The 25553-nt window shown below is 64.5% G+C and carries 28 protein-coding genes and 1 pseudogene; 27 read left to right on the top strand and 2 right to left on the bottom strand.

Annotated elements, in window-relative coordinates; all coding sequences use genetic code 11:
- Nucleotides 1-4: 4 nt before the first annotated feature.
- Nucleotides 5-166 (bottom strand): hypothetical protein, encoded by a 162-nt coding sequence (locus EP379_RS16445; RefSeq protein ID WP_172600520.1) that lies wholly within the window; start codon nucleotides 164-166, stop codon nucleotides 5-7.
- A gap of 281 nt (nucleotides 167-447) precedes the next feature.
- Here EP379_RS16445 and EP379_RS16215 point away from each other — a divergent pair, with 281 nt between their 5' ends.
- Together EP379_RS16215 and EP379_RS16210 are read left to right on the top strand one after the other, a co-directional pair.
- Nucleotides 448-882 carry a type II toxin-antitoxin system RatA family toxin gene (locus EP379_RS16215; RefSeq protein WP_172600519.1) on the top strand — a complete coding sequence of 145 codons (435 nt, stop codon included), beginning with the start codon at nucleotides 448-450 and terminating at the stop codon, nucleotides 880-882.
- A gap of 41 nt (nucleotides 883-923) precedes the next feature.
- Nucleotides 924-1436: an outer membrane beta-barrel protein gene (locus EP379_RS16210; protein ID WP_127478762.1), complete on the top strand. Its 513-nt coding sequence runs from the start codon at nucleotides 924-926 to the stop codon at nucleotides 1434-1436.
- Between the two features lie 43 nt (nucleotides 1437-1479).
- Here the strand turns inward: EP379_RS16210 and EP379_RS16205 are convergent, their stop codons facing one another.
- Nucleotides 1480-2547, bottom strand: coding sequence for a PA0069 family radical SAM protein (locus tag EP379_RS16205; RefSeq protein ID WP_127478761.1), 1068 nt, complete (start codon nucleotides 2545-2547; stop codon nucleotides 1480-1482).
- 101 nt (nucleotides 2548-2648) lie between these two features.
- Here EP379_RS16205 and EP379_RS16200 point away from each other — a divergent pair, with 101 nt between their 5' ends.
- The 25 genes and pseudogenes from EP379_RS16200 (at nucleotide 2649) to rlmC (ending at nucleotide 25451) form a co-directional block, all read left to right on the top strand.
- Nucleotides 2649-2999, top strand: coding sequence for a PilZ domain-containing protein (locus EP379_RS16200; RefSeq protein WP_127478760.1), 351 nt, complete (start codon nucleotides 2649-2651; stop codon nucleotides 2997-2999).
- A gap of 320 nt (nucleotides 3000-3319) precedes the next feature.
- Entirely contained in the window at nucleotides 3320-3658 is a 339-nt protein-coding gene (locus EP379_RS16195) for a hypothetical protein (RefSeq protein WP_127478759.1), read from the top strand.
- Between the two features lie 112 nt (nucleotides 3659-3770).
- A complete protein-coding gene (gene mnmG, locus EP379_RS16190) occupies nucleotides 3771-5660 on the top strand; it encodes a tRNA uridine-5-carboxymethylaminomethyl(34) synthesis enzyme MnmG (RefSeq protein ID WP_127478961.1) in 1890 nt (629 codons plus the stop codon).
- Nucleotides 5657-6952, top strand: coding sequence for an OmpP1/FadL family transporter (locus EP379_RS16185; RefSeq protein WP_127478758.1), 1296 nt, complete (start codon nucleotides 5657-5659; stop codon nucleotides 6950-6952). The genes mnmG and EP379_RS16185 overlap by 4 nt, the downstream gene beginning before the upstream one ends.
- A 1-nt stretch (nucleotide 6953) precedes the next feature.
- A complete protein-coding gene (rsmG, locus tag EP379_RS16180; RefSeq protein ID WP_127478757.1) occupies nucleotides 6954-7598 on the top strand; it encodes a 16S rRNA (guanine(527)-N(7))-methyltransferase RsmG in 645 nt (214 codons plus the stop codon).
- A 12-nt stretch (nucleotides 7599-7610) separates the two neighbouring features.
- Complete coding sequence (locus EP379_RS16175) at nucleotides 7611-8390, top strand: ParA family protein (protein WP_127478756.1); 780 nt, start codon at nucleotides 7611-7613, stop codon at nucleotides 8388-8390.
- A 165-nt stretch (nucleotides 8391-8555) separates the two neighbouring features.
- Entirely contained in the window at nucleotides 8556-9446 is an 891-nt protein-coding gene (locus EP379_RS16170; RefSeq protein WP_127478755.1) for a ParB/RepB/Spo0J family partition protein, read from the top strand.
- A gap of 462 nt (nucleotides 9447-9908) precedes the next feature.
- On the top strand, nucleotides 9909-10313 hold the full coding sequence (locus EP379_RS16165; RefSeq protein WP_127478754.1) for an ATP synthase subunit I: 405 nt from the start codon (nucleotides 9909-9911) through the stop codon (nucleotides 10311-10313).
- A complete protein-coding gene (gene atpB / locus EP379_RS16160; protein WP_127478753.1) occupies nucleotides 10295-11158 on the top strand; it encodes a F0F1 ATP synthase subunit A in 864 nt (287 codons plus the stop codon). Before EP379_RS16165 ends, atpB begins: the two co-directional genes overlap by 19 nt.
- Before the next feature lie 53 nt (nucleotides 11159-11211).
- The gene (gene atpE, locus EP379_RS16155) at nucleotides 11212-11454 is read left to right on the top strand and encodes a F0F1 ATP synthase subunit C (RefSeq protein ID WP_127478752.1); all 243 of its coding nucleotides are present in this window, start codon (nucleotides 11212-11214) and stop codon (nucleotides 11452-11454) included.
- 60 nt (nucleotides 11455-11514) lie between these two features.
- The gene (locus tag EP379_RS16150; RefSeq protein WP_127478751.1) at nucleotides 11515-11985 is read left to right on the top strand and encodes a F0F1 ATP synthase subunit B; all 471 of its coding nucleotides are present in this window, start codon (nucleotides 11515-11517) and stop codon (nucleotides 11983-11985) included.
- 12 nt (nucleotides 11986-11997) lie between these two features.
- Complete coding sequence (locus EP379_RS16145; protein ID WP_127478750.1) at nucleotides 11998-12534, top strand: F0F1 ATP synthase subunit delta; 537 nt, start codon at nucleotides 11998-12000, stop codon at nucleotides 12532-12534.
- A gap of 26 nt (nucleotides 12535-12560) precedes the next feature.
- Nucleotides 12561-14105 carry a F0F1 ATP synthase subunit alpha gene (atpA, locus tag EP379_RS16140; RefSeq protein WP_127478749.1) on the top strand — a complete coding sequence of 515 codons (1545 nt, stop codon included), beginning with the start codon at nucleotides 12561-12563 and terminating at the stop codon, nucleotides 14103-14105.
- Nucleotides 14106-14119: 14 nt separating this feature from the next.
- Complete coding sequence (gene atpG, locus EP379_RS16135; protein WP_127478748.1) at nucleotides 14120-14983, top strand: F0F1 ATP synthase subunit gamma; 864 nt, start codon at nucleotides 14120-14122, stop codon at nucleotides 14981-14983.
- Between the two features lie 37 nt (nucleotides 14984-15020).
- Nucleotides 15021-16397 (top strand): F0F1 ATP synthase subunit beta, encoded by a 1377-nt coding sequence (atpD, locus tag EP379_RS16130; RefSeq protein WP_127478747.1) that lies wholly within the window; start codon nucleotides 15021-15023, stop codon nucleotides 16395-16397.
- A 25-nt stretch (nucleotides 16398-16422) separates the two neighbouring features.
- Nucleotides 16423-16848: a F0F1 ATP synthase subunit epsilon gene (locus EP379_RS16125; RefSeq protein WP_127478746.1), complete on the top strand. Its 426-nt coding sequence runs from the start codon at nucleotides 16423-16425 to the stop codon at nucleotides 16846-16848.
- 133 nt (nucleotides 16849-16981) lie between these two features.
- On the top strand, nucleotides 16982-17470 hold the full coding sequence (locus tag EP379_RS16120) for an FKBP-type peptidyl-prolyl cis-trans isomerase (protein ID WP_127478745.1): 489 nt from the start codon (nucleotides 16982-16984) through the stop codon (nucleotides 17468-17470).
- A gap of 52 nt (nucleotides 17471-17522) precedes the next feature.
- On the top strand, nucleotides 17523-18899 hold the full coding sequence (gene glmU, locus EP379_RS16115; protein WP_172600518.1) for a bifunctional UDP-N-acetylglucosamine diphosphorylase/glucosamine-1-phosphate N-acetyltransferase GlmU: 1377 nt from the start codon (nucleotides 17523-17525) through the stop codon (nucleotides 18897-18899).
- Nucleotides 18900-18980: 81 nt separating this feature from the next.
- Nucleotides 18981-20813 (top strand): glutamine--fructose-6-phosphate transaminase (isomerizing), encoded by a 1833-nt coding sequence (glmS, locus tag EP379_RS16110; protein WP_127478744.1) that lies wholly within the window; start codon nucleotides 18981-18983, stop codon nucleotides 20811-20813.
- 244 nt (nucleotides 20814-21057) lie between these two features.
- A complete protein-coding gene (locus EP379_RS16105; protein WP_127478743.1) occupies nucleotides 21058-21417 on the top strand; it encodes an MbcA/ParS/Xre antitoxin family protein in 360 nt (119 codons plus the stop codon).
- Nucleotides 21418-21519: 102 nt separating this feature from the next.
- Nucleotides 21520-22077, top strand: a pseudogene (locus EP379_RS16100) (RES family NAD+ phosphorylase).
- 392 nt (nucleotides 22078-22469) lie between these two features.
- Nucleotides 22470-22988: a hypothetical protein gene (locus EP379_RS16090; RefSeq protein WP_232023942.1), complete on the top strand. Its 519-nt coding sequence runs from the start codon at nucleotides 22470-22472 to the stop codon at nucleotides 22986-22988.
- Entirely contained in the window at nucleotides 22969-23670 is a 702-nt protein-coding gene (locus tag EP379_RS16085) for a hypothetical protein (RefSeq protein ID WP_197722821.1), read from the top strand. The genes EP379_RS16090 and EP379_RS16085 overlap by 20 nt, the downstream gene beginning before the upstream one ends.
- Before the next feature lie 13 nt (nucleotides 23671-23683).
- On the top strand, nucleotides 23684-24265 hold the full coding sequence (locus tag EP379_RS16080) for a DUF6933 domain-containing protein (RefSeq protein ID WP_127478739.1): 582 nt from the start codon (nucleotides 23684-23686) through the stop codon (nucleotides 24263-24265).
- Between the two features lie 49 nt (nucleotides 24266-24314).
- Nucleotides 24315-25451 (top strand): 23S rRNA (uracil(747)-C(5))-methyltransferase RlmC, encoded by a 1137-nt coding sequence (rlmC, locus tag EP379_RS16075; protein ID WP_127478959.1) that lies wholly within the window; start codon nucleotides 24315-24317, stop codon nucleotides 25449-25451.
- Nucleotides 25452-25553 lie beyond the last annotated feature (102 nt).

The following is a 25553-nucleotide window of genomic DNA, read 5'->3' as shown; positions in this document are numbered from 1 at the left end:
TGTCTCAGGATACGCGCCGCCGGATCACCTCACCGTTGCGCCAGCCCCCGTACGCGGTGATACGCCCGTGCGGCGGCGTTTCGTGCTGTTTCACCTCGCGCCGTTCGTGCCGCGCCAGGTTTTCCGGCTGGCGGCGCAGTGAATCGAAGGCGTCGCGTACCGCCACAGGGGTATCCTCACAGACCCGATGTTTGGGGTGCTGCGCCTGGCGATCCGTTCATGGTCCGGCAGCGGGTGAGGTTGGGGTGGAAGCGCTCCAGCCCTGCGGCACACTGGGGGGTGTGTCTCCAGGGCCGGGGAGGTTTCCATGCGGCGGAAGGGGATCTGCTTGGCGCCAATCCTTGGAAATGGGCGCGTTCCGTGAGCCTTACCCGGCTAAGCATAGCGAGGGGATACCGTTGCTGCCGCTGGTCGTTGCGGCGGGTTGCGCGCATACTGCAGGGTGTCATGTCCCGCCACTGCGTCTCCCGCCGGCTGCCCTACCGCTGCGAGCAGCTGTTCGACCTGGTGCTCGATATCGAGCGCTATCCGGCGTTCGTGCCCGGCTACAGCCAGGCACGCATCCTGCGCCGTGAGGCGGATGCGCTGGAGGTGGAGCAGCAAGCCGGTTTTGGCCCGGCCGCCTTCCGCTTCCGCTCCCGTGCCGAATTCATGGCGCCGGAGCGCATTGCCATCCGTGCCCTCGATGGCCCGTTCCGCCGGCTGGATGTAACCTGGCATTTCCTGCCGCAGGACGGCGGCTGCCGCGTCACGGCGGAAACCCGTTACGAATTGGCGCCGCTGCTGGCGCCGTTGCTGCAGGGCGGTCTGGCCCTGCTGGCATCGCGCCTGCTCGACGCTTTTGCGCGCCGCGCCGCAGAACTCTATGGCGAACGCGCCTAGCCTGCACACATCACCACACCTGAGACAAAGGGAGAATCACCATGCGCAAGGTACAAACAGCCAAAGAACCAACCCGGTCAGCGGGCGTACTGGCCGCCACACTGCTGCTGGCAAACTTGGTATTTACACCTGTCGCCGCCGCCGACTGGTTCTTCGGCGCCAAGGCCGGACCGATGCTGGTGGATGTCGGCGGCATGGACGATCCCACCAATGCCGGCGTGATGGTCGGTCACGAATGGGGTGTGGTGCTCGGCGACATCGGTGTGCAGGGCGAAATCACCAGCAGCATCGACGATGGCAGCTATGCCGGTCAGGATGTCAGCATCGATACGCAGGCGGTGTATGGCGTATTCCGCACCGCCGGCCCGGTCTATTTCATCGCCAAGCTGGGTATGCTGCGGGAAGATGTGACGATAGGTTCTGTGTCCGACGACGACACCGGCAGCTCGGCCGGTCTCGGAGTCGGCTTCAGCATCGGTCTGGCACAATTCGAGGTGGAGTACACCCAGATCGAGGACGACGTCGACTTCCTCAGTGTCGGCATCCGTTTCTAGTCACCCACTGCCGGACGCGGCCGCTGCCGTGTCCGGCCACCCCTCAGAACAAGCCCAGCTGCAGCGCCCGCCCCGGCACGCGGAATTGTGTGCAGTCCAGTGGCGGGATATCCATGAAACCCAGTTTGCGGTAAGCAAGGCGGAATCGCCGGCGAAGCAGCTCCGCGTATTCACCTTCGCCGCGCATGCGCCGGCCGAAGCGGCTGTCGTAGTTCCTGCCGCCGCGGCAGTCACGCAAGCGGTTCATCACTCGCTCCGCCTGCAGCGGGGCGTGGGTGCGCAGCCAGTCCTGAAACAATTCGTCCACCTCCAGGGGCAGGCGCAGCAGTACATAGCCGCAATCGAGGGCGCCGGCTTCGCGCGCCGCCGTCATGATGTCTTCCAGTTCGTGATCGGTGAGCGCCGGGATCAACGGTGCGATGAGCACGGTCACCGGGATACCGGCGGCGTGTAAGCGACGGATGGTTTCCAGCCGTCTTTGTGGTGCAGCGGCACGCGGCTCCAGGCGGCGGGCCAGCGAACGCTGCAGAGTGGCGAGCGAAATGGCGACGTGGACCAGACGGTGTTTGGCCAGGACCGCCAGCAGATCGATATCGCGTTCGATGAGGGCCGATTTGCTAATCACGCTGAAGGGCTGGGCGTGTTCGCCCAGCACCTCGATGAGGGCGCGGGTCAGGCGCAGTTCGCGCTCCACCGGCTGGTAGGCATCGGTGTTGATGCCGAGGGCGATGGGGGCGCAGCGGTAACCGGACTTGGCCAGTTCCTGGCGCAGCAGGGCGGGGGCGTCCGGTTTGTGGAACAGGCGGCTCTCGAAGTCCAGTCCCGGCGACAGGCCCAGCCAGGCGTGGGTGGGGCGGGCAAAGCAGTAGACGCAGCCGTGCTCGCAGCCGCGGTAGGGATTGATGGAGCGGTCGAAGGGGACGTCGGGGGAGTCATTGTAGGTGATGACCGTGCGGCTGGTGTCCACCTGCAGTTCGGTGCGCAGCGTCGGCAAGGCCGTCAGACTGCCCCAGCCGTCGTCCACCCATTCGCGCTGGTGGGCGGCGTAGCGGTTGTCCGGACTGCCGGTGGCGCCGCGGCCGTGCGGGGGCTGGGGAGGGAATTTGGCCATGACTGATCGGGTGGAGTGGGGGCTGCATTATAGTCGCTGCGCTTGAGCCGGGCCGTGGTAATGGTTACAGTCTGGCCAGTTCTGTACACAAGGAATGCGATATGGCCATGCCGGAAGAGCGCCGCACCGCACCGCGGCTGCTGCGCGATGAGAACGTGATAGTGAAGATCCTGGTGGCCCCGGCCCGGCCCGAGCTGGTGGGAACCGAGGTGGCGTGTTCCACGGTGGATGTGTCTGCCACCGGCCTGCGCCTGCTGCTGGAAACCCCGGTCGAGGCCGGTAGCCAGCTGGGACTGGAGGTGGACCTGACGGAACACAGCGACCGCTATTTCCTCGGCGGCGAGGTGATGTGGTCGCGGGAGACCGAGGCAGCCGGCATCTACCTTGTCGGTGTGCACCTGCTGGAGGGCAATGGTTTCGAGACCGAGCGCTGGAATGGCCTGTTCCTCTAGGGAAGGTCTGAATAAGTCCTTCCTGCGCCCGGTCTACGACATCGCCCAGCCGTGGGGGCAGCGCCGGGCCGACAGCGGCGGCGTTCCCCAGGCGTAAGGCCGGGTCTGTGGCGTCCGCTCCCGCGACTTCCCAGACCACGCCCATCGAAAAGTGTGATTTTCGCTGGGTTTCATTTTCCAATGACTTGTCGTCGTTGAAAAATGGCGGCACCTCCCTGTGCCGCTGAAGCTCCGAATTTATTCAGGGCTTCCCTGGCGCTTGTCGATCCGGCCGGGCGGCCCCATCTCCCGTTCAGGTCAACAGCACAGAGACGGGTTTCATGAGTTTTCCCACCATCACCACCGCCATCCCCCTGCGCCGTTATCAGTACGGCGAGTTCGTCGTCACCGTGCTGGGGGACATCGAAAGCCCGGATGCGGTGCGCTACCGCTATGTCCTGGCCGTGGCCCAGGAGGGCAATCCCCGGCCCGGCCTGTTCGTCTCCGCCGAGCGCGGGACCGATGGTGTCTGTGACCTGCGCGTCTCCATGGCCGACGGCTCCCAGGTGTTGGACAGCTCGCCGGCCTTTTGTGACCTGGAGCTGTTCGTGAAGGAGGCGCTGCAGATCGTTTCTACCCTGCTCAATCTCAGTGACGAGATGCCGCATCGGTTGATGTAGAACCTGTCGCAAAAGGGCTGCGCACGCACCGTTTGCCAAGCCAGTCGTTGGCCGGGCAGGGTTCCGGCCAGTAGAATGGGCACCCCTTTGGCTGGTTGCGGCGCAGGTGACGATGCTGTATCAGGACAGATTCGATGTGATCGTGGTGGGCGGTGGTCACGCCGGGACCGAGGCGGCCCTGGCGGCGGCGCGTCTGGGCGCGCGCACGCTGCTGCTGACCCACAACATCGAGACCCTGGGCCAGATGAGCTGCAACCCGGCCATCGGTGGCATCGGCAAGGGGCACCTGGTCAAGGAGATCGATGCCCTCGGTGGCCTGATGGCCCGCGCCATCGACCGCGCCGGTATCCAGTTCCGTATTCTCAACGCCAGTAAGGGCCCGGCGGTGCGCGCCACCCGCGCCCAGGCCGACCGTCAGCTGTACAAGGCGGTGGTACGCCGTGCGCTGGAAAACCAACCCAACCTCGTCCTGTTCCAGCAGGCGGTGGATGACCTCATCATCGAGGGTGGCCGTGCCGTCGGCGTGGTGACCAAGATGGGCCTGCGTTTCGCCGCGTCGGCCATCGTACTCACCGCCGGCACCTTCCTCGCCGGCCGCATCCACATCGGCCTCGCCAACTACGAAGGCGGCCGTGCCGGCGACCCGCCGGCCAATGCCCTGGCGCGCCGCCTGCGCGAACTGCCGGTGAACGTGGCACGCCTCAAGACCGGCACGCCGCCGCGTCTGGACGGCCGTAGCATCGACTGGTCCATCCTGCAGGCGCAGCCGGGCGATGACCCGGTGCCGGTGTTCTCCTTCCTCGGCACGGCGGCGGACCATCCGCAGCAGATCGCCTGCTACATCACCCACACCTCGGAGCGCACCCATGAGATCATCCGCGGCGGGCTGGACCGCTCGCCCATGTACACCGGGGTGATCGAGGGGGTGGGGCCGCGCTACTGCCCGTCCATCGAGGACAAGGTGGTGCGCTTCGCCGACAAGGACCAGCATCAGATCTTCCTGGAGCCGGAGGGGTTGACCACCCATGAGGTGTATCCCAACGGCATCTCCACCTCACTGCCCTTCGACGTGCAGTACGCCCTGGTGCGCTCCATCCGCGGCCTGGAAAATGCCCATATCGTGCGCCCCGGCTACGCCATCGAATACGACTTTTTCGACCCGCGCGGCCTGCACCCGACGCTGGAGACCAAGCACATCCCCGGCTTGTTCTTCGCCGGCCAGATCAACGGCACTACCGGTTACGAAGAGGCGGCGGCACAGGGCCTGCTCGCCGGCCTCAACGCCGGACGCCAAGCCTTGGGCCACGAGGGCTGGTGGCCGCGCCGCGACGAGGCCTACCTCGGTGTGATGGTGGACGACCTGATCACCCGCGGCACCAGCGAACCCTATCGCATGTTCACCTCCCGTGCCGAGCACCGCTTGCTGTTGCGTGAAGACAACGCCGACCTGCGCCTCACTCCCATCGGCCGCGAACTCGGCTTGGTGGACGATGGGCGCTGGGCGGCCTTCGAGGCCAAGCGCGAGGCCATCGCCCGGGAGCAGCAGCGTCTCAACGACACCTGGGTGCGGCCGCAGACGGTACCGGATGCAGAGGCGGAGCGGGTGCTGGGCCAGCCCATCACCCGGGAATATCGTCTCGCCGACCTGTTGCGCCGCCCCGATGTGAGTTATGCCTCACTGATGACCCTGACGGCGGCGGGTGAGGGGGTGACCGACCCGGCGGTGGCCGAGCAGGTGGAGATCCAGGCCAAATACGCCGGCTACATCGAGCGCCAGCAGGCCGAGATCGAGCGTCAGCGCCGCCATGAAGAAACCCGGCTACCGGCGGACCTGGACTACCGCGAGGTGAGCGGCCTGTCCGCCGAGGTGCGTGACAAGCTGTCGCGCCAGCGCCCCGACACCCTGGGCCAGGCGGCACGCATCCCCGGCATCACGCCGGCGGCGATCTCGCTGCTGCTGGTCCATCTGAAAAAACGCGAGCTGGGGAGAAGAACGGGATGAGGAGCGCCGGCAGGGGAGGCATCGCATTGCTGTTGTGCGCGGCAAGCGGGGCCGGCTGGGCCGCCGGTTTTGCCCTCAGCGACAAGAGCGTCAGCAGCCTGGGCAGCGCCTTCGCCGGCACGGCGGCGCAGGCGCAGGATGCCAGCGTGGTGTACACCAATCCGGCGGCGATGCAGCGCCTGACCGGTTCGTCCCTGAGCATCGCCGTGCACCAGATCGCGCCCACTGCACGCTACAGCGATGCGGCCTCCACGGTGAGCGGCCCCAATCCCGGCGATGCCGGTCCCACCCGGCTGGCCCCCAACCTGTATATGGTTGCCGAGCTGGCGCCGGAATACCGTTTCGGCCTCGGCGTGTACGTCCCCTTTGCCTTGGGCCTGGAATACGATGATCGCTGGCCCGGTCGCTACCATTCCATCAAGTCGGAAATGACCACCGTCAACATCAGCCCGGCGCTGTCCTGGCAGCTCACCCCGGCGCTGGCCGTGGGCGGCAGCATCGACTTCCAGTACCTCACCGCCGAACTGAGTCAGGCCGTGGATTTCGGCACCATCTGCGTGGCCCAGCTCGGTGGGCCCGCGTGCACGTCCCTGGGGTTGGCGCCGCAGCAGAGCGACGGCAAGCAAACCCTCAAGGGCGACAACTGGACCACCGGCTACAGTCTCGGGCTGCACTATGCGCCGACGCCGCAGTGGCAGTTCGGCGCCGTCTACCACAGCGACACGCGCCAGAACATCAGCGGCACTTCTGACTTTGCAAATGTGCCGGCGGCGTTTGCCGGAACATTCACCGACAGCGGCGGCAAGACTCGCGTCCATCTGCCCGAGTCGGTCAGCCTCAGCGCTGCCTGGGCGGTGACCGAGCGCCTGACCCTGCTGGCCGACTACACCTGGACGGCCTGGAGCCGGCACAAGGAGTTCCGTGTCGATTTCGCCAACACCCTGGCCGACAGCGTCAGCACCTACAACTGGCACGATACCGGTTTCTATGCCCTGGGCCTCGACTACCGCCTCGCCCCGCAGTGGCGGCTGCGCGCCGGTGTGGCCTATGACGAATCGCCGGTGCCCGACCCCGAGCACCGCACCCCCATCGGTCCCGACAACGACCGCCGCTGGTATGCCGTGGGTGCCACCTATGCCCCCGACCAGACCTTCTCGCTCGACCTTGCCCTGGCCCACGTCGATGTGGAGGACGCCCTCATCAACAACACCGACAGCCTCGGCCATACCCTCAATGGCCGCTTTCGCCTCAGCGGGCGCTATCTCAGCGCCCAGACCAGTTGGCGCTTCTGACATGGGCAGGAACCACCCCGCCGATCCGGCCGCCACCTTGGCCCAGGGCATCGCGGCTCTCGGCCTGCCGCTGGACGCAGCGCAGCAGGAGCGATTGCTCGCTTACCTGGCGCTCCTCGTCAAATGGAACCAGGCCTACAACCTGACGGCGATCCGCCACCCGCTGGCGATGGTCACCAAGCACCTGCTCGACTCCCTCGCCGTGCAACCCTACCTGTACGGAACCCGGGTGCTGGACGTGGGCAGCGGCGCCGGCCTGCCCGGCATCCCCCTGGCCATCGCCGATCCGGCACGGGAGTTCACCCTGCTGGACAGCAACGGCAAGAAGACCCGCTTCCTGCTCCAGGCCAAGGGGGAATTGCGGCTTTCCAACCTCTCTGTGGTACATTCGCGCCTTGAACAATATCGGCCCGGGCAGCTGTTCGACACCGTCACCGCCCGGGCCTTCGCGTCTCTGGCCGACATGGTGGCGGGTACCGCCCACCTGCTTGCCCCCGGCGGTTCGCTGCTGGCGATGAAGGGCGAGTATCCCCAGGACGAGCTGGACGCGCTGCCGCCGGGCTTTGTGGTGCGGGAGATCATTGCGCTGACGGTGCCGGGTCTGGAAGCACAACGTCACCTCGTGCGCATTGCGCCGGACGTTTGAGGAGTGGACGAGATGGGCAAGATCATCGCAATCGCCAATCAGAAGGGCGGGGTCGGCAAGACCACCACCTGCATCAACCTGGGCGCCTCGCTGGCAGCGACCAAGCGGCGCGTGCTGGTCATCGATCTCGACCCGCAGGGCAACGCCACCGTCGGCAGCGGCGTGGACAAGAACAGCTTCGAGCAGAGCAGCTACGACCTGCTGCTGGGCCACGCGTCGGCAGCACAGGTGATCGTGCGCGCCGAGCAGGCCGGTTACGACCTGGTGCCCACCAACGGCGATCTCACCGCGGCCGAAGTGGAGTTGATACAGAGCGAGCACCGCGAGCGCCGTCTGCGCGAGGCCCTGGCGCCGGTGCGCGAACAATACGACTTCATCCTGGTGGACTGTCCGCCCTCGCTGAACATGCTGACGCTGAACGCGCTGGTGGCCGCCGATTCGGTGATGATCCCCATGCAGTGCGAGTACTACGCCATGGAAGGCCTCTCCTCGCTGCTCAACACCATCGAGCAGATCCGCAGCACGGTGAATCCGCGGCTGCAGCTGGAGGGACTGCTGCGCACCATGTTCGACCCGCGCAGCAATTTGTCCAACGACGTCTCCGGCCAGCTGATCCTGCACTTCGGCAACAAGGTGTACCGCACCTCGATCCCGCGCAACATCCGCCTGGCCGAGGCGCCCAGCTACGGCCTGCCGGCCCTGGCCCACGACCGCGCCTCACGCGGCGCCGTGGCCTACCTGGCCCTGGCCGGCGAGATCCTGCGCCGCGAGGAACAGCCGGCGGTCGGCTGAGACAGTAAACAAATTGGTCCGCGAATGAACGCGAATATACGCAAATAAGCCCCCTGGTTCCCAACGGGGGTCTCGGCGGAATGCGTCAGGGATAATGAATATTTGCGTCCATTTGCGTTTATTCGCGGACTGCCAAAATCAATCAATGCAGTTGGCAGGTACAGCATGGCAGTGAAGAAAAAGGGTGGTTTGGGACGCGGCCTCGAGGCCCTGCTGGGCAGTGCGGCGGTGCCGGCGGCAAGCGGTGGCACGACGGCGGAGGCCACCGGCAGTTCGGCCGACGGCGACCTGCGCAACCTGCCGGTGGACATCATCCAGCGCGGCAAGTACCAGCCGCGCATCGACATGCACCCCGACACCCTGGAGGAACTGGCCGATTCCATCCGCGCCCAGGGTGTGGTGCAGCCCATCGTGGTGCGCCCCATCGGTCCCAACCGCTACGAAATCATCGCCGGCGAGCGCCGTTGGCGCGCCTCGCAGATGGCCGGGTTGCACGAGATCCCCGCCGTGATCCGCGAGGTGCCGGACAACGCCGCCATCGCCATGGCGCTGATCGAGAACATCCAGCGCGAGCAGCTCAACCCCATGGAAGAGGCACGCGCCCTGCAGCGCCTGATCGACGAATTCGAGCTGACCCACCAGCAGGCCGCCGAGGCGGTGGGTCGCTCCCGCGTCGCCGTATCCAACCTGTTGCGTCTGCTGTCCCTCAACGACGACGTCAAGCGCCTGCTGGAGAACGGTGACCTGGAAATGGGCCATGCCCGCGCCCTGCTGGCGCTGGAAGGCGCCCGCCAGAGCGAGGCGGCACGCAGCGTGGTGGCCAAAGGCCTGTCGGTGCGCGAGACCGAGCGCCTGGTCAAGCACCTGCTGGAGGGTCCCGCCGCCAAGCCGACGCCCAAGGCGGTCGACCCCGACGTGCGTCGTCTGGAACAGGATCTGGGCCAGAGGCTCGGTGCCCAGGTATCCATCCGGCAGGCCGGTAAGGGCAAGGGCAAGTTGGTGATCGCCTACAACAGCCTGGACGAACTGGACGGCATCCTCGCCCACATCCGCTAGGGAAGGTCTGAATAAGTCCATCCTGGACTTCTCAGGTCGCTCCCGCCCCTCCCTGGGCTGCGCGACATAAGTCCATCCGTGGACAAAACCACGCCAAGCGAAAAGTGTGATTGTCGCTTGGCTTCAATTTTCAACGACTTATCGTCGTTGAAAAATGGCGGCACATCCCTGTGCCGCGGAAGCTCTGAACTTATTCAGAGCTTCCCTAGCTCAACACCACCCCAGCAGGCCGGATCGAAGCCCGGTCTGCTGGGGTGATGCAGTAAATTTCTCAACATTTATCAATAAATTACGCTAATGACTTTCATCTGATTTTCCTTATATAGAAACGATTTATTGATATATCATTGACCCTAGGGGCTGCGGTCTATATACTTCCGCGCCGCTGACGGCACTAACTCTCCCCCTCGGTTACAGCGTCTTTCACGGCTGCCCCAGGCGCCGAAGAGACCTTGTTTACGCATGAGCACAGCCGACCTGCAGTTGCGGCACACCATGCGCAGATTGCTGGCCCTCCAGCTCCTGCTGACGGTGTTGCTGGCCCTGGCGGCCCTGGCTTGGCATGGCGTTCCGGCGCTGCGGGCGGTGCTGTACGGCGGCGCCGTCGCCATGGCCGGTACCCTGGTGATCCTGTGGTACGGCCGCCGCGCCGAGTCGGCCGGCGCAAACCTGGCGCGCAACGCCAGCCTGATTTACGGCAGTGCCATCGTGCGTTTCGCGACCACGATTACGCTGCTGGCCGTAGGCATCGCGATCCTTCGCCTGCAGCCCCTGTGGCTGTTCGCGGGGTTGAGCGCGAGCCTGCTGGCACAAACGGTTCTGACAGCATTGATCCCTGAGACGAGAAAATGGCGAGCGAAGAACTGACCTCGACTGACTACATACAGCATCATCTGACCAACCTGACCTACGGCAAGCTTCCCAGTGGCGAATGGGGTTTTGCCCACTCCGCCGCAGAGGCCAAGGCCATGGGTTTCTGGGCGATCAACGTCGACTCCATGGCGTGGTCCATCGTCCTTGGCCTGATCTTCTTTTTCCTGTTCCGCAGCGTGGCCAAGAAGGTCACCGCCGGCGTGCCGGGAGGCATGCAGAACTTCGTCGAATGGATCATCGAGTTCATCGACACCTCGGTGCGCGGTTCCTTCACCGGCAACAACCCGCTGATCGGTCCCCTGGCGCTGACCGTGTTCATGTGGATTTGGCTGATGAACTTCATGGACCTCATCGCCGTCGACCTGCTGCCGCACCTCTTCGGCCTGTTCGGCGTCCACTTCATGAAGGTGGTGCCCAGCACCGACCCCAATATCACTTTCGGCATGTCCATCGCCGTGTTCTGGCTGATCCTCTACTACAGCGTGAAGCGCAAGGGCTTCGGCGGCTTTGCCGCCGAGCTGTCGCTGATGCCGTTCCAGGCCAAGAACAAGGTCGTGCAGACCCTGTTCATCCCGGTCAACCTGCTGCTGGAAGGCGTGTCGCTGGTCGCCAAGCCGGTCTCGCTGGCGCTGCGACTGTTCGGCAACATGTATGCCGGTGAAATGATCTTCATCCTCATCGCCATCATGTATGGCGCCGGCTGGGCCCTGGGTGCCTTCGCCGGCGTGCTGCAGCTCGGCTGGGCCATCTTCCACATCCTGATCATCACGCTGCAGGCGTTCATCTTCATGACGCTGACCATCGTGTACATGGACATGGCACACCAGGAACATCACTGATTTTTTGCTTCAAATCTTCAACCTTTAACTTTCAACTTCTTTAGGAGAGAACCATGGAAATGTCTACCGCCCTCGTTTACATCGCCGGCGCCCTGATGCTGTCCTTCGGTGCCCTGGGTGCCGCTATCGGCATCGCCATCCTCGGTGCCCGCTTCCTGGACGGCGCTGCCCGTCAGCCGGAACTGATCCCGCTGCTGCGCACCCAGTTCTTCATCATCATGGGTCTGGTCGACGCCGTGCCGATGATCGCCGTCGGTATCGCGTTCTACGTCCTGTTCGCCGTGGTTGGTGGCTAAGGATCGCTTGCGTCCGCTTAACAGCAATCCTGTAACCAACACACCACACGAGGTGCGAACATGAATATCAATGCGACCCTGATTGGTCAGTTCATCGCATTCTTCGTGTTTGTCTGGTTCGTCATGAAGTACGTTTGGCCGCCGCTGATCAACGTACTCAACGAACGTAAAAAGACGATCGCCGATGGCCTGGCTGCCGCCGAGCGCGGCAAGAACCAGCAGGTTCTGGCCGAGCAGCATGCCGCCGAGGTGATACACGAAGCCAAGCAGCGAGCCGCCGAGATCCTGGCCAAGGCCGAGAAGCGTGCCAGCGAAATCGTCGAGGAAGCCAAAGAGGCCGCCCTTGCCGAGGGCAATCGCATCAAGGCCGCCGCCGCCGCCGAACTCGAGCAGGAAGTCAGCCGTGCCCGCGAGCAATTGCGCGGACAGGTGGTGACCCTGGCAGTGGTCGGCGCGGGCAAGGTGATCAAGCGCGAGCTGGACGCCAAGGCACACGACGATCTGCTGCAAGATCTCGTCGCCCAGCTCTAAGGGCATACAAGCATGGCTGAAATCACAACGATCGCTCGCCCCTACGCCCAGGCCGTATTCGATACGGCTAAGGAGCAGGGCAAGCTGAAAGACTGGTCGGAGATGCTGCAGCTGGCCGCTGCCGTGGTAAGCCACCCCGAGGTGGCCGCGGTTGTGGACAGCCCGAGCCTGGACAAGGCGCAGCGCGGTCAGCTCATCATCGACATCTGCGGCGACAAGCTCGACGATGGCGGCAAGAATCTGCTGCGGGTACTGGCCGAGAACGGCCGCCTCAGCCTGTTGCCGGAAATCGCCGCACTGTACGAGGTGGAGCGCGCAGCCGCCGAAAGCCGCATCACCGCTGAGGTGACCTCGGCGACGCCGCTGTCCGACAGTCAGAAGCAGGCCATCGCCGCCGCGCTGAAGAAGCGCCTCGGTCGCGATGTGGCCCTGGAGTGCAAGGTGGACGAAGCGCTGCTCGGTGGCGCGGTCGTTCGGGCCGGCGATATGGTCATCGATGGTTCGGTTACGGGCAAGCTGAACAAGCTGAGCGCGGCTCTGCTGCGCTGACCCCGGAACTGCTAGAGGACAAATGAATGCAACAGCTTAATCCTTCTGAAATCAGTGAACTGATCAAACAGCGTATCGCCGGCTTCAAGGCCGAGGTCGAGGCGCGCAACGAAGGTACCGTGGTCAGCCTGACCGACGGTATCGTGCGTATCCACGGCCTGGCCGACGTCATGTCGGGCGAAATGCTGGAATTCCCCGGTGACACCTACGGCCTGGCGCTCAACCTGGAGCGTGATTCCGTCGGTGCCGTTATCCTCGGTAACTACGAGCACATCTCCGAAGGCGACAAGGTCAAGTGCACCGGCCGCATCATGGAAGTGCCCGTCGGCGAAGCACTGCTGGGCCGTGTGGTGGATGCCCTGGGCCTGCCCATCGACGGCAAGGGTCCGATCAACGCCCAGGGTTCTTCTCCCATCGAGAAGATCGCCCCGGGCGTGCTGTGGCGCAAGTCCGTCGATCAGCCGCTGCAGAGCGGTCTGAAGGCCATCGATGCCATGGTCCCGGTCGGTCGCGGCCAGCGTGAGCTGATCATCGGCGACCGTCAGACCGGCAAGACCGCCGTCGCCGTCGACGCCATCATCAACCAGAAGGGAACCGGCGTGAAGTGCATCTACGTGGCGGTGGGCCAGAAGGCCTCCTCCATCGCCAACGTGGTGCGCAAGCTGGAAGAGCACGGCGCCCTGGAACACACCATCATCGTCGCCGCCACCGCCTCCGATTCCGCCGCGATGCAGTACATCGCGCCGTACGCCGGTTGCGCCATGGGCGAGTATTTCCGCGACAAGGGCGAAGACGCGCTGATTGTGTATGACGATCTGACCAAGCAGGCCTGGGCCTACCGTCAGGTGTCCCTGCTGCTGCGCCGTCCGCCCGGCCGTGAAGCCTACCCCGGTGACGTGTTCTACCTGCACTCCCGTCTGCTCGAGCGCGCCGCGCGCGTCAACGCCGACTGGGTCGAAAGGCACACCAACGGCGCCGTCAAGGGCAAGACCGGCTCGCTCACCGCGCTGCCGATCATCGAGACCCAGGCCGGCGACGTGTCCGCCTTCGTGCCGACCAACGTGATCTCCATCACCGACGGTCAGATCTTCCTGGAATCCGACCTGTTCAACGCAGGCATCCGCCCGGCCATCAACGCCGGTCTGTCGGTCTCCCGCGTCGGCGGTGCGGCCCAGACCAAGATCATCAAGAAGCTGGGCGGCGGTATCCGTCTGGCCCTGGCCCAGTACCGTGAGCTGGCGGCCTTCGCGCAGTTCGCCTCCGACCTGGACGAGGCCACCCGCAAGCAGATCGATCGCGGTCAGCGCGTCACCGAGCTGATGAAGCAGTTCCAGTACTCGCCGATGTCCATCGCCCAGATGGCCGTCTCCCTGTACGCCGCCAACCAGGGTTACCTGGATGACGTGGAGGTCAACAAGGTGGTGGACTTCGAAGGCGCCCTGCAGAGCTATATGAAGGCCGAGCACGGCGAGCTGATGGCCAAGATCAACGAGACCGGCGACTACAACAGCGACATCGAGAACGCCCTGCGCGACGCCATCGAGAAGTTCAAGGCGAACGGCACCTGGTAAGCGAGGGTTGAGCGATGGCCAGCGGTAAAGAGATACGCAGCAAGATCAAGAGTGTGCAGAACACTCAGAAGATCACCCGCGCCATGGAGATGGTGGCTGCCAGCAAGATGCGCCGCGCGCAGGATCGCATGGCGGCCACCCGCCCCTATGCGGACCGCATGCGCAGCGTGATTCAGCACCTGGCCCATGCCCATGCCGAATACAAGCATCCGTACATGGTGGAGCGCGAGGTCAAGCGCGTCGGCATCATCGCCATTTCTACCGATCGTGGTCTGTGCGGTGGCCTGAACATCAACATGTTCAAGGCCGCCCTCAACACCATCAAGGAATGGCGTGACAAGAATGTCGAGGTGGACCTGTGCACCATCGGCCAGAAGGCGCAGGGCTTTTTCAGCCGTGTCGGTGGCCGCGTCCTGGCGCAAGCCGCACAGTTGGGCGATGCGCCCAAGCTGATGGACGTGATCGGCACGGTCAAGGTGATGCTGGATGCCTATGACAAGGGTGAGATTGATCGCATTTACCTGATCTACAACCGTTTCGTCAGCACCATGACGCAGCAGCCGCGCGTCGAACAGTTGCTGCCGATCGCGGCGGAAGAGCGGGACGAGGCGCTGAAGCATCACTGGGACTACCTGTACGAGCCCAACGCCGAAACCGTGCTGGATCAACTGCTGATGCGCTATGTCGAGTCGCTGGTCTATCAGGGTGTGGTCGAGAACGTCGCCTGCGAAATGGCGGCGCGCATGGTGGCGATGAAGGCCGCCTCCGACAACGCCGGCAACCTGATCAGTGAACTGAAGCTCGCTTACAACAAGGCCCGTCAGGCAGCCATTACCCAAGAGCTGTCGGAAATCGTGGCCGGCGCCTCCGCGGTCTAAGCGCGCTAACCGGATTTAAATTCAAGAGGAACTGGCAATGAGTTCTGGAAAGATTGTGCAAATCATCGGCGCCGTGGTGGACGTGGAGTTCCCGCGCAACGCCATGCCCAAGGTTTACAACGCCCTCACCGTCACCGACGCGGGCCTCACCCTCGAAGTCCAGCAGCAGCTGGGCGACGGCGTGGTGCGCGGCATCGCCATGGGTTCCACCGACGGCCTGAAGCGTGGCATGGCGGTAAGCGATACCGGCGCCGCCATCTCCGTGCCCGTCGGCAAGGCCACCCTGGGCCGCATCATGGACGTGCTGGGCAATCCGGTGGACGAGGCCGGCCCGGTCAACGCCGAGCAGAAGATGCCGATTCACCGCAAGGCCCCGGCCTACGCCGACCAGGCGGCGACGGTTGAGATCCTGGAAACCGGCATCAAGGTTATCGACCTGGTCATGCCCATCGCCAAGGGCGGCAAGGTCGGCCTGTTCGGCGGCGCCGGCGTCGGCAAGACCGTTACCCTGATGGAGCTGATCCGCAACATCGCCGTCGAGCACTCCGGCTTCTCCGTGTTCGCCGGCGTGGGTGAGCGTACCCGTGAAGGTAACGACTTCTACCACGAAATGAAGGAAGGCGGCGTGCTCGACAAGGTGGCCCTGGTCTACGGCCAGATGAACGAGCCGCCCGGCAACCGTCTGCGTGTCGCCCTGACCGGCCTGACCATGGCCGAGTACTTCCGTGACGAAGGGCGTGATGTGCTGCTGTTCATCGACAACATCTACCGTTACACCCTGGCCGGTACCGAAGTGTCCGCACTGCTGGGCCGTATGCCGTCCGCGGTAGGTTACCAGCCGACGCTGGCCTCCGAGATGGGTGCCCTGCAGGAGCGCATCACCTCCACCAAGACCGGCTCCATCACCTCCTTCCAGGCCGTGTACGTGCCCGCGGACGACCTGACCGACCCGTCGCCGGCGACCACCTTCGCCCACCTGGACGCCACCCTGGTGTTGTCCCGCCAGATCGCCGAGCTGGGTATCTACCCCGCCGTGGATCCGCTGGACTCCACCTCGCGTCAGCTGGACCCGCTGGTCGTCGGTCAGGAGCACTACACCACTGCCCGCCGCGTGCAGGCCACCCTGCAGCGCTACAAGGAACTACGTGACATCATCGCGATCCTGGGTATGGACGAACTGTCCGAAGAGGACAAACTCACCGTGGCCCGTGCCCGCAAGATCCAGCGTTTCCTGTCGCAGCCCTTCTTCGTCGCCGAAGTCTTCACCGGCGCTCCCGGCAAGTATGTGAGCCTGAAGGACACCATCCGTGGCTTCAAGGGTATCGTGGACGGCGAGTTCGACCACCTGCCGGAGCAGGCCTTCTACATGGTCGGCACCATCGATGAAGTCGTCGAAAAGGCCAAGAAGGTTTAACGCGGCCTGACAGGGGGTTTATGCTATGGCAATGACCATGCATGTAGACGTAGTGAGCGCCGAGGCGTCCATCTTCAGCGGTACCGTTGAGGCTGTGTTCGCCCCGGCGCAGGAAGGCGAGGTCGGTATCATGCCGCGCCACAGCCCCTTCCTTGCCCAGCTCAAGCCGGGTCAGGTGCGCGTCGTCAAGCAGGGTGGCGAGGAAGACTTCTTCTATGTCTCCGGCGGCATGCTCGAAGTGCAGCCGCACACCGTCACCGTGCTGGCCGACACCGCCTTGCGTGCCCGCGACATGGACGAGGCCGCCGCGCTCCAGGCCAAGGAGCGCGCCGAGCAGGCCATGCGTGACCGCACTGGCGCGATGGAGTGGGCCGAGGCCCAGGCCGAACTGGCCCAGGCCATCGCCCAGTTGCAGATGATTCAGCGCATGCGGGAAAAGACCAAGCGCTAATACGGCTGCAGCAGATGAGAACAAAAAAGGGCAGTGATAAACTGCCCTTTTTTTTCGTAACCGGAAAATTCCGGGCCTGGGCCGGGCGGCAGCCCGAACCGTGGGTAACAACCGCTACAAGGGGAATAGAACGATGGCGGAAGCGAAAGTCAGCCGCGGCAAGGTGATTTCCATAACCTACACCATTCGCGACCAGGCCGACGACAACCTGCTGGAGGCGGTGGAGATCCCCGTCGATTACCTGCACGGCGGCCGTGTCGGCCTGTACCGGCAGATCGAGGATGCGCTGGAGGGTAAGGCGGTAGGCGAGAGTGTCGAAGTCCTGCTCACCCCGGACGATGCCTTCGGCCCGCGTGACCCCGGTCTGACCTTCACCGACGTGCTGGAAAACGTGCCTCCCGAATTCCGCCGCCTGGGCGCCCAGGCCGAGTTCACCAACGAGGCCGGCGAGACCGTGACCATGACGGTGACCCATATCGACGCCGGTACCATAACCTTGGACGGAAACCACCCCCTGGCCGGCAAGAACCTGATTTTCGCCGTGCGCGTCGCCGCTATCCGCGATGCCACGCCGCAGGAACTGATGACCGGTGAAGTGGCGCAGGCGCAGGGCCTGCATTGAAGCATGCAGGGCGGGTTGCAACCCGCCGCACACTTTGCAGACAGGCACATAGATGAACCAGGCACTGGAAGTGATCATCCTGGCCGCCGGCCAGGGCACACGAATGAAATCGGCACTGCCCAAGGTGCTGCACGCCATCGGCGGCGAAGCGATGCTCGCGCGCGTCTACCGCACCGCCCGACTGCTCGAACCCAAACACATCCACATCGTCTACGGCCATGGCGCCGATCTGGTGCGCGAGCGGCTCGGCCATCTCGACGCCGTGTGGACCTTGCAGGACCGCCAGCTCGGCACCGGCCATGCCGTGGCGCAGGCGATGCCCAAGGTCGGTGACGACAGCCGCGTACTGATCCTCTACGGCGACGTGCCGCTCATCGAGGCGCAGACACTGGACAGGCTGGTCGATGCCGCGGCCGATGCCCTGGCCGTGCTCACCATCGAGCTGGACAACCCCACCGGCTACGGCCGCGTCGTGCGCGACCGTGACGGCCGCGTGCAGCGCATCGTCGAACAAAAGGATGCCAGCGCGGAAGAACGCGCCATCCGCGAGATCAACACCGGCCTGCTCGCCGTCGATGCCGCACGCCTGCGCGGCTGGCTGGAGCGGCTCGACAACCACAACGCCCAGGGTGAGTACTACCTTACCGACATCATCGCCATGGCAGTGGAGGATGGCGTGGTGATCAACACCGTAAGCGCACCCGATATCGAACAGGTCTCCGGTATCAACGATCGCCAACAGCTCGCCACCCTGGAGCGCGCGCTGCAACAACGCCAGGCCCGGCAGTTGATGCTGGCCGGCGTGACCCTGCTCGACCCGGCGCGTTTCGATCTGCGCGGCGAACTGAGCGTGGGGCGCGATGTGATCATCGACGTCAATGTGGTGATCGAAGGTCGCGTGGTGTTGGGCGACAACGTGACCATCGGCGCCAACTGCATGCTGAAGGACGTGGAGATCGGTGCCGGCACGGAAATCAAACCAATGAGCATCATCGAAAGCGCCGTCATCGGTGCCGGCGCGCACATCGGTCCGTTCGCGCGCATCCGCCCGGAGACACGCATCGCTGACGGCGCCCATATCGGGAACTTCGTCGAGGTGAAGAAAAGCGACATCGGCGCCGGCTCCAAGGTCAATCATCTGAGCTATATCGGCGACACCACCATGGGTGCGAAGGTTAATATCGGTGCCGGTACCATCACCTGCAACTACGATGGCGCCAACAAACACCGCACGGTGATCGGCGACGGCGTGTTCGTCGGCTCCGACACCCAGCTGGTCGCCCCGGTGACGGTGTACGACAATGCCACCATCGGTGCCGGCTCCACCATCACCAAGGACGCGCCGGCCGGCGAGCTCACCCTGAGCCGCAGCAAGCAGGTGACCATCAACGGCTGGAAGCGGCCGGGGAAGAAGAGCAGTGACAAGTGACAAGTGGCAAGTCCCAAGAAAAGGACGCCCGTCGTTTTACTTGTCACTTGTAACTTGTAACTTGCAACTGGGGTAAAACAAATGTGCGGCATCGTCGGTGGTGTAGCGGAACGTGACGTGGTGGCGATCCTCATCGAGGGTCTGCGCCGTCTGGAGTATCGCGGTTACGATTCGGCCGGTGTGGCGGTGCTGGACGAAGGCGGCCAGATCGCGCGCGCGCGCATGCCGGGCAAGGTGCAGGCGCTGGCCGACGAACTGGCGCGGCATCCGTTCCGCGGCAGCACCGGCATCGCCCACACCCGCTGGGCCACCCACGGCGTGCCGAGCGAGAAGAACGCCCACCCGCACATCTGCCGCAAGGAGATCGCGGTGGTGCACAACGGCATCATCGAAAACCACGAGGCCCTGCGCGCCGCGCAAAAGGCCGCCGGCTACGAATTCACCTCGCAGACCGATACCGAGGTCATCGTCCATCAGGTGCACAGCCACACGGCGCGCGGCCTCGACCTGCTCGCCGCGGTGCAGGCCACCGTCGGCGAACTGCACGGCGCCTATGCCCTCGGCGTGATCAGCACCAAAGAGCCCGGCCGCCTCATCGCCGCGCGCCGCGGCAGCCCGCTGGTGATCGGTCTCGGCATCGGCGAGCACTTCATCGCCTCCGACGTGGCGCCGCTGCTGCCGGTGACGCGTCGCTTCATCTTCCTGGAAGAGGGTGACGTCGCCGACATCCGCCGCGACAGCCTCACCATCCACAACGCCCAGGGCGAGGTGGTGGAGCGGCCGATCAAGGAAAGTGAACTGTCCCTCGACGCCGTCGAGCGCGGCGAGTTCCGCCACTACATGCTGAAGGAGATCCACGAACAGCCGCAGGCGATCAGCGAAACCCTGGAAGGACGCATCGCCGGTGGCCGCGTGCTGGAGGCCGCCTTCGGTCCCAACGCCGGCGCCGTGTTCGACAAGGTGAAGGCGGTGAAGATCATCGCCTGCGGCACCAGCTTCCATGCCGGCCTCGTCGCGCGCAACTGGTTCGAGGGCGTGGCCGGCGTGCCGTGCCAGGTGGAGGTGGCGAGCGAATTCCGTTACCGCCATCCGGTGCCCGATCCGGACGCCCTGGTGATCACCATCTCCCAGTCCGGCGAAACGGCCGACACCCTGGCCGCGTTGCGCGCCACCAAGGAGTGGGGCTATGGTCCGTCGCTCGCCATCTGCAACGTGCCGGAAAGCTCGCTGGTGCGCGAGGCCGATCTGGTGCTGATGACCCGCGCCGGCCCCGAGATCGGCGTCGCCTCCACCAAGGCCTTCACCACCCAGCTGGTCGCTCTGCTGCTGGTGGTGATCGCCCTCGGCCGCCGCCACAAGCTGAGCGCAGAACGCGAGCGCGCCATCGTCGAACAACTGGAGGCGCTGCCGCGCCACGTCGAGGACGTGCTCGCCCTCAACGACGAAATCCACCGCCTTGCCGAACGCTTCACCGACAAGCACCACGCCTTGTTTCTAGGCCGCGGCGTGCAATACCCGGTGGCGATGGAAGGCGCGCTCAAGCTGAAGGAGATCTCCTACATCCACGCCGAGGCCTATCCCGCCGGCGAACTCAAGCACGGCCCCCTCGCCCTGGTGGACGAAGACATGCCGGTGATCGCCGTCGCCCCCAATGACGCCCTGCTGGAAAAGCTCAAGTCCAACCTGGAAGAAGTGCGCGCCCGTGGCGGCGAACTCTACGTCTTCGCCGACCACGCCTCCGGCATGGCCCAGTCCGAACGTGTCCACGTCACCGTCGTCCCCCCCGCCGGCGGGCACGTCGCGCCAATCATCTTCACCATCCCCCTGCAACTCCTCGCCTACCACGTTGCCGTGCTCAAGGGCACCGACGTCGACCAGCCGCGCAACCTGGCGAAGAGCGTGACGGTCGAGTAGGGCGCAGCGCCGCACTGAGGTTCCTCCCCGCGAGCTGGGAAGAGCCGGAAGGCGCCCAGGCTCTGTAGGAGCCCAGTCCCCTGGCGAATATTCGCCGAGAGACCCGGCTCCTACAGATATTGCCGAACCTTTGTCGTCGACGGGCGGGCATTGATAACGGGGCGCACCTTTTGTGTAGTCATTTTGCATTTGCAACGAACAAGTACTATATGCTGGCTAACGCATCACAGAAGGGGTGCAAGTCATGCCCCCCGCCACCGCTCAAAAGCCCGAACCCGATACTGCCCTCACCCAGGCCCTGCTCACCGCCGGTGACTTCCTCGGCCTGACCCGCGACGCCCTGGGCGCGGTCATCGGCAAGGAACGCACCGTCTTCAACCGCGGCAAGATTGTCCCGGATACCAAGGCCGGCGAACTGGCCCTGCTGCTGATCCGCTGCTACCGCAGCCTCTACGCCCTGGTCGGCGGCGACCGCGACCAGATGCGCCACTGGATGCACACCCCCAACAGCCATACCGGCGGCATCCCCGCCGAACAGGTAAGGAACGTGCAGGGACTGGTGCGGGTAATGGAGTATCTGGACGCGATCCGCGGCAAGGTCTGATACAAGGAAGCAGAATTCGCGGGAGCCCGGCTCCGCCGGGCGATGCCCGCCACCCGGTGCCGCTGCTCTCCGGGACAGGCCCGGCACAACCACCGTTGAACCATGCCAGCACTCTGGGAAACCTGCCGACTCGCCGCCGCCATCCGCCCCATCGGCGGCGAACTCTACCGTCTGGTGGAAAGCCAGGAACAGGTCGCCACCATGCAACTGGTCGACAGCCTGGAGGCACAAAGCCTGCTGGAGGAAATGCTCGATACGGTCAAGCCGCCACCCCCGCCCGGCAGCGCCCACTTGCACTACCTGCTCTACACACCGTTCCGCCACCCGCCGCTGCCCTACGGCTCGCGCTACGGCCGCCGCCACGAACCCTCCCTGTTCTACGGCACCCTGACCCCGGCCACCGTCCTGGCCGAGGCCGCCTACTACCGCTTCGTTTTCTGGCACGGCATGCAAACCCCGCCGCCGATGCCCATCCGCAGCGAACACACCCTGTTCACCCCCGCCGCCTTCGCCGAACCGCGCCCCCTGGAAATGCAGTCCTGGCTGTGCGAAACCAGCGCCGAAGTCGCCACCTTTGCCTAGCCGCAAAGTCGCACCCTGCACCGCTTCCCCATCGAGACATTCGCGGTAGAGGGCAAGCTGCCATGGCCGGCGGGGTAGAATTTGGTACGCTTCGACGGCTGCCCGGACTGTCCGGAACAATGAGAACAAACTGCCCAGCGCTGATAAAGGAACAAGGATGCCGACACGGCCCATGGGCTGCACCCGGATGATCAACCAGGACCGAACCACCGCGTGAGCGAGCGGATCCTCCATCGCAGTGACGACGGCCACGCCGAGGTAAGCCTGCGCGCCGAGGGCGGCAGCGTCTGGCTGACCCAGGGAGAGATAGCCGAGTTGTTCGCCACTACCAAGCAGAACATCCGTCGTCACGTCCGTAACCCGAGGGGGCGAAGTGGCGGGCGTGCCTTGAATGGCTTATTATCTGTGCATTCCGTATTCGTGAATCGCGAACCGCGAATGCCCAAATGATATTAAAACCCCAAGACCTTTTGCTGCTGCTCAAGCTCGTCGCCCTGGGCAATAGGCCCTGGTCATACAACCGCCTGGCGCTGGAACTGGCGATGAGTCCGTCGGAGGTGCACGGCGCGGCCAAGCGGGTGTTGGCGGCCCGTCTGGCCCTGCGTATCGGTGACGTAATCCGGCCGAATATCAGTAACCTGGAAGAATTTTTGCTGCATGGAATGCAATATGTGTTTGTTCCCGACCGCGGCGGACTGACCCGCGGTATCCCCACGGCGCATGCCGCCCCGCCACTGGACGGTGCCGTGGTTCCCGACCATGAGCCGCCCCCGGTGTGGCCGGATCCGGAGGGTGAAATGCGAGGGATGGCTTTCTCGCCGCTCTACAAGTCGGCGCCCAGGGCGGCACGGAACGACCCGGCGCTGTACGAACTGTTGGTTCTGGTGGATGGCCTGCGTGGCGGACAGGCGCGCGAGCGGGAACTCGCCCGAAAAGAGCTAAGGAAGAGGCTGGAAGATTATGGCAAGGATGCAGAATCCGAATCTTGAGGTTCTGGTATTGGCCGTCGAGCGTCTGGGCGCTTTGGCGGATGAGATGGTGTTTCTGGGAGGCTGCGCGACTGGGTTGTTGATTACCGATCCCGCGGCGCCGCCGATACGCGAGACCCGGGATGTGGATGCCATCGTGCAGGTGGGCTCCCTCGTTGAATATCAACTTTTGTCCGAACGGCTACGGCAGTGCGGCTTCCGGGAGGATATCAGCGAAGACGCACCGATTTGTCGCTGGATCGTGGACAGCGTCATTCTTGATGTCATGCCTACCGACCAAACGATTCTGGGGTTTGGCAACCGCTGGTATATGCCGGCGATGGAGCACGCAACCATGGCGCGGTTGCCTTCGGGCAGGGACATACGCTTGGTGTCGGCGCCGTATTTCCTGCTGACCAAACTGGAGGCCTTTGATGGTCGTGGTCGCGGTGATTATCAAATGAGCCATGATCTGGAAGACGTCATTGCCGTGTTGGATGGGCGTCCAGGCATCGTTGAGGAGGTAGCCCAGGCGGATAGGGCGCCGGTTGAGGCACTGCAGGCGCGTTTTCGGGCGCTGCTGCGCAACCCGCGATTTATCGATGCCGTGTCCGGACATCTGCCGACCGATGCTGCAAGTCAGGCACGCGTTGCGCTGGTCATCCGCAAGATGGAGGCGCTGGCGAAAGAAAAAATGGAGTAGCGGATAGCATCCTATGCAGATACATGTCTCCAAGGCCTTGGCCACAGACCTCAAGCCTCTGCTGGTCGAGGCGCCCACCGATCTGCGGCAGATGCAGTGGTACGGCCACCGCGTGCAGGTGCTGCGGCGCAAGTGCGTCATCCTGATGGAGTTGCAAAGCCGTTATGCGATGGTGTTCGCCGGCCTGACCAAGCCGGATTTCCTGCGCTTTCCCGAACTGGTGCGCGACCGCCTGTGGCGCGAGATGGTGTCCATCTGTGCGCTGGACGATGCGGAGTCGCAGCGTCTGGCGGCGCTGGTGGATGTGGTGAGTCAGCCGGTGCAGATCGTGGCGGGTTCGGATCGCAGCGTGCAGGCGCATATGAACGAAGTGGCCTGGCATCTGGAGTGGATGGCGGCGGATTTTGGTTCCCTGCCGCTGGACGGTGGCGATGCCTTTGCTTTCGGTCTGCGCGTGAACCAGACCCCGCGCTCGCGCAAGGGGCAGAAGGAATACTTCTGGCCACTGAAGGTGATGAGCGAATTCTGGCGCGGGATGTTGGAGCACGCCAGGCCGCGGACGGATAATGTGGTGCCATTCAGGCGGCCCCGATAATTTCATCGAACCGGCAAGCACGCCCCGCGTCGTCATTCGCAATATCTCTGTGCACTGTCCCCACTATTCCGCCAACCGCTGCCGCTCCTGTTCGCTGCTGGAGCAGCCCTATGCCGGGCAATTGGCGGCGAAGGAGGCGCGTTGCCGCGCGTTGCTGGCGGACTGGGCGGACGTCGAGTGGCTGGCGCCGGTGGCGAGTAGCGAAGCGGGATTTCGCAACAAGGCGAAGATGGTGGTGAGCGGCACGTTTGAGGCGCCGGTGCTGGGGATTGTCGATGAGCAGGGGCAGGGCGTGTCGCTGGCGGACTGTCCGCTGTATCCGCCTGCGTTGCAGGCGAGCTTCGCGCCGCTGGCGGCATTCATCCGGCGGGCGCGCATCGAGCCCTACGACATTGCGGCGCGGCGCGGCGAGTTGAAGTATGTGCTGGTGACCCTGGCGGAGCATTCCGGCGAGCTGATGGCGCGCTTCGTGCTGCGCTCGCAGGAGGCGCTGGGGCGCATCCGCAAGTATCTGCCGGAGTTGCAGGCGGCACTGCCTGGGCTGCGTGTGGTGTCGGTGAATTTGCAGCCGGAGCACAAGGCGGTGCTGGAGGGGGAGCGGGAGATCCTGCTCACCGAACAAGACAGCCTGACCATGCGCCTCAACGGCATCCCGCTGCACCTGCGGCCGAAGAGTTTTTTCCAGACCAACACGGCGGTGGCCGAGGCCTTGTACCGGCAGGGGCGCGAGTGGGTGGCGGAGTGCGACCCGGCCGGGGTGTGGGACCTGTTCTGCGGCGTCGGCGGTTTTGCGCTGCATGTGGCCGACGGCCGGCGTGCGGTGACCGGCATCGAGATCAGCGCCGAGGCCGTCGCCAGTGCGGAGCAGAGCCGTGCCGAACTGGGGCTGGAGCGGGTGAGCTTTCGTGCCCTGGATGCCGCGGATTTTACCGCGGGCAAGGCCCAGGTGCCCGAGCTGGTGATCGTCAATCCGCCGCGGCGCGGCATCGGCGCGGCGCTGTGCCGTTTTCTCGACCAGTCGGCGGCGCGCTGGGTGATCTATTCCAGCTGCAATGCCGAGACCCTGGCGCGCGACCTGGCGCAGATGCCGGGCCTGCGCCTGCGCCGGGCACGGTTGCTGGACATGTTTCCGCATACCGCCCATTACGAAGTGATCACGCTGCTGGAGCGTGAGGCGCGCTCCTAGGGAAGCTCTGAATAAGTTCAGAGCTTCCGCGGCACAGGGATGTGCCGCCATTTTTCAACGACGATAAGTCGTTGAAAATGAAGCCAAGCGAAAATCACACTT

It is taken from the genome of Sulfurivermis fontis, assembly GCF_004001245.1.
GTDB lineage: Bacteria > Pseudomonadota > Gammaproteobacteria > Thiohalomonadales > Thiohalomonadaceae > Sulfurivermis > Sulfurivermis fontis.
This window is presented reverse-complemented; position numbering and strand designations above follow the sequence as displayed.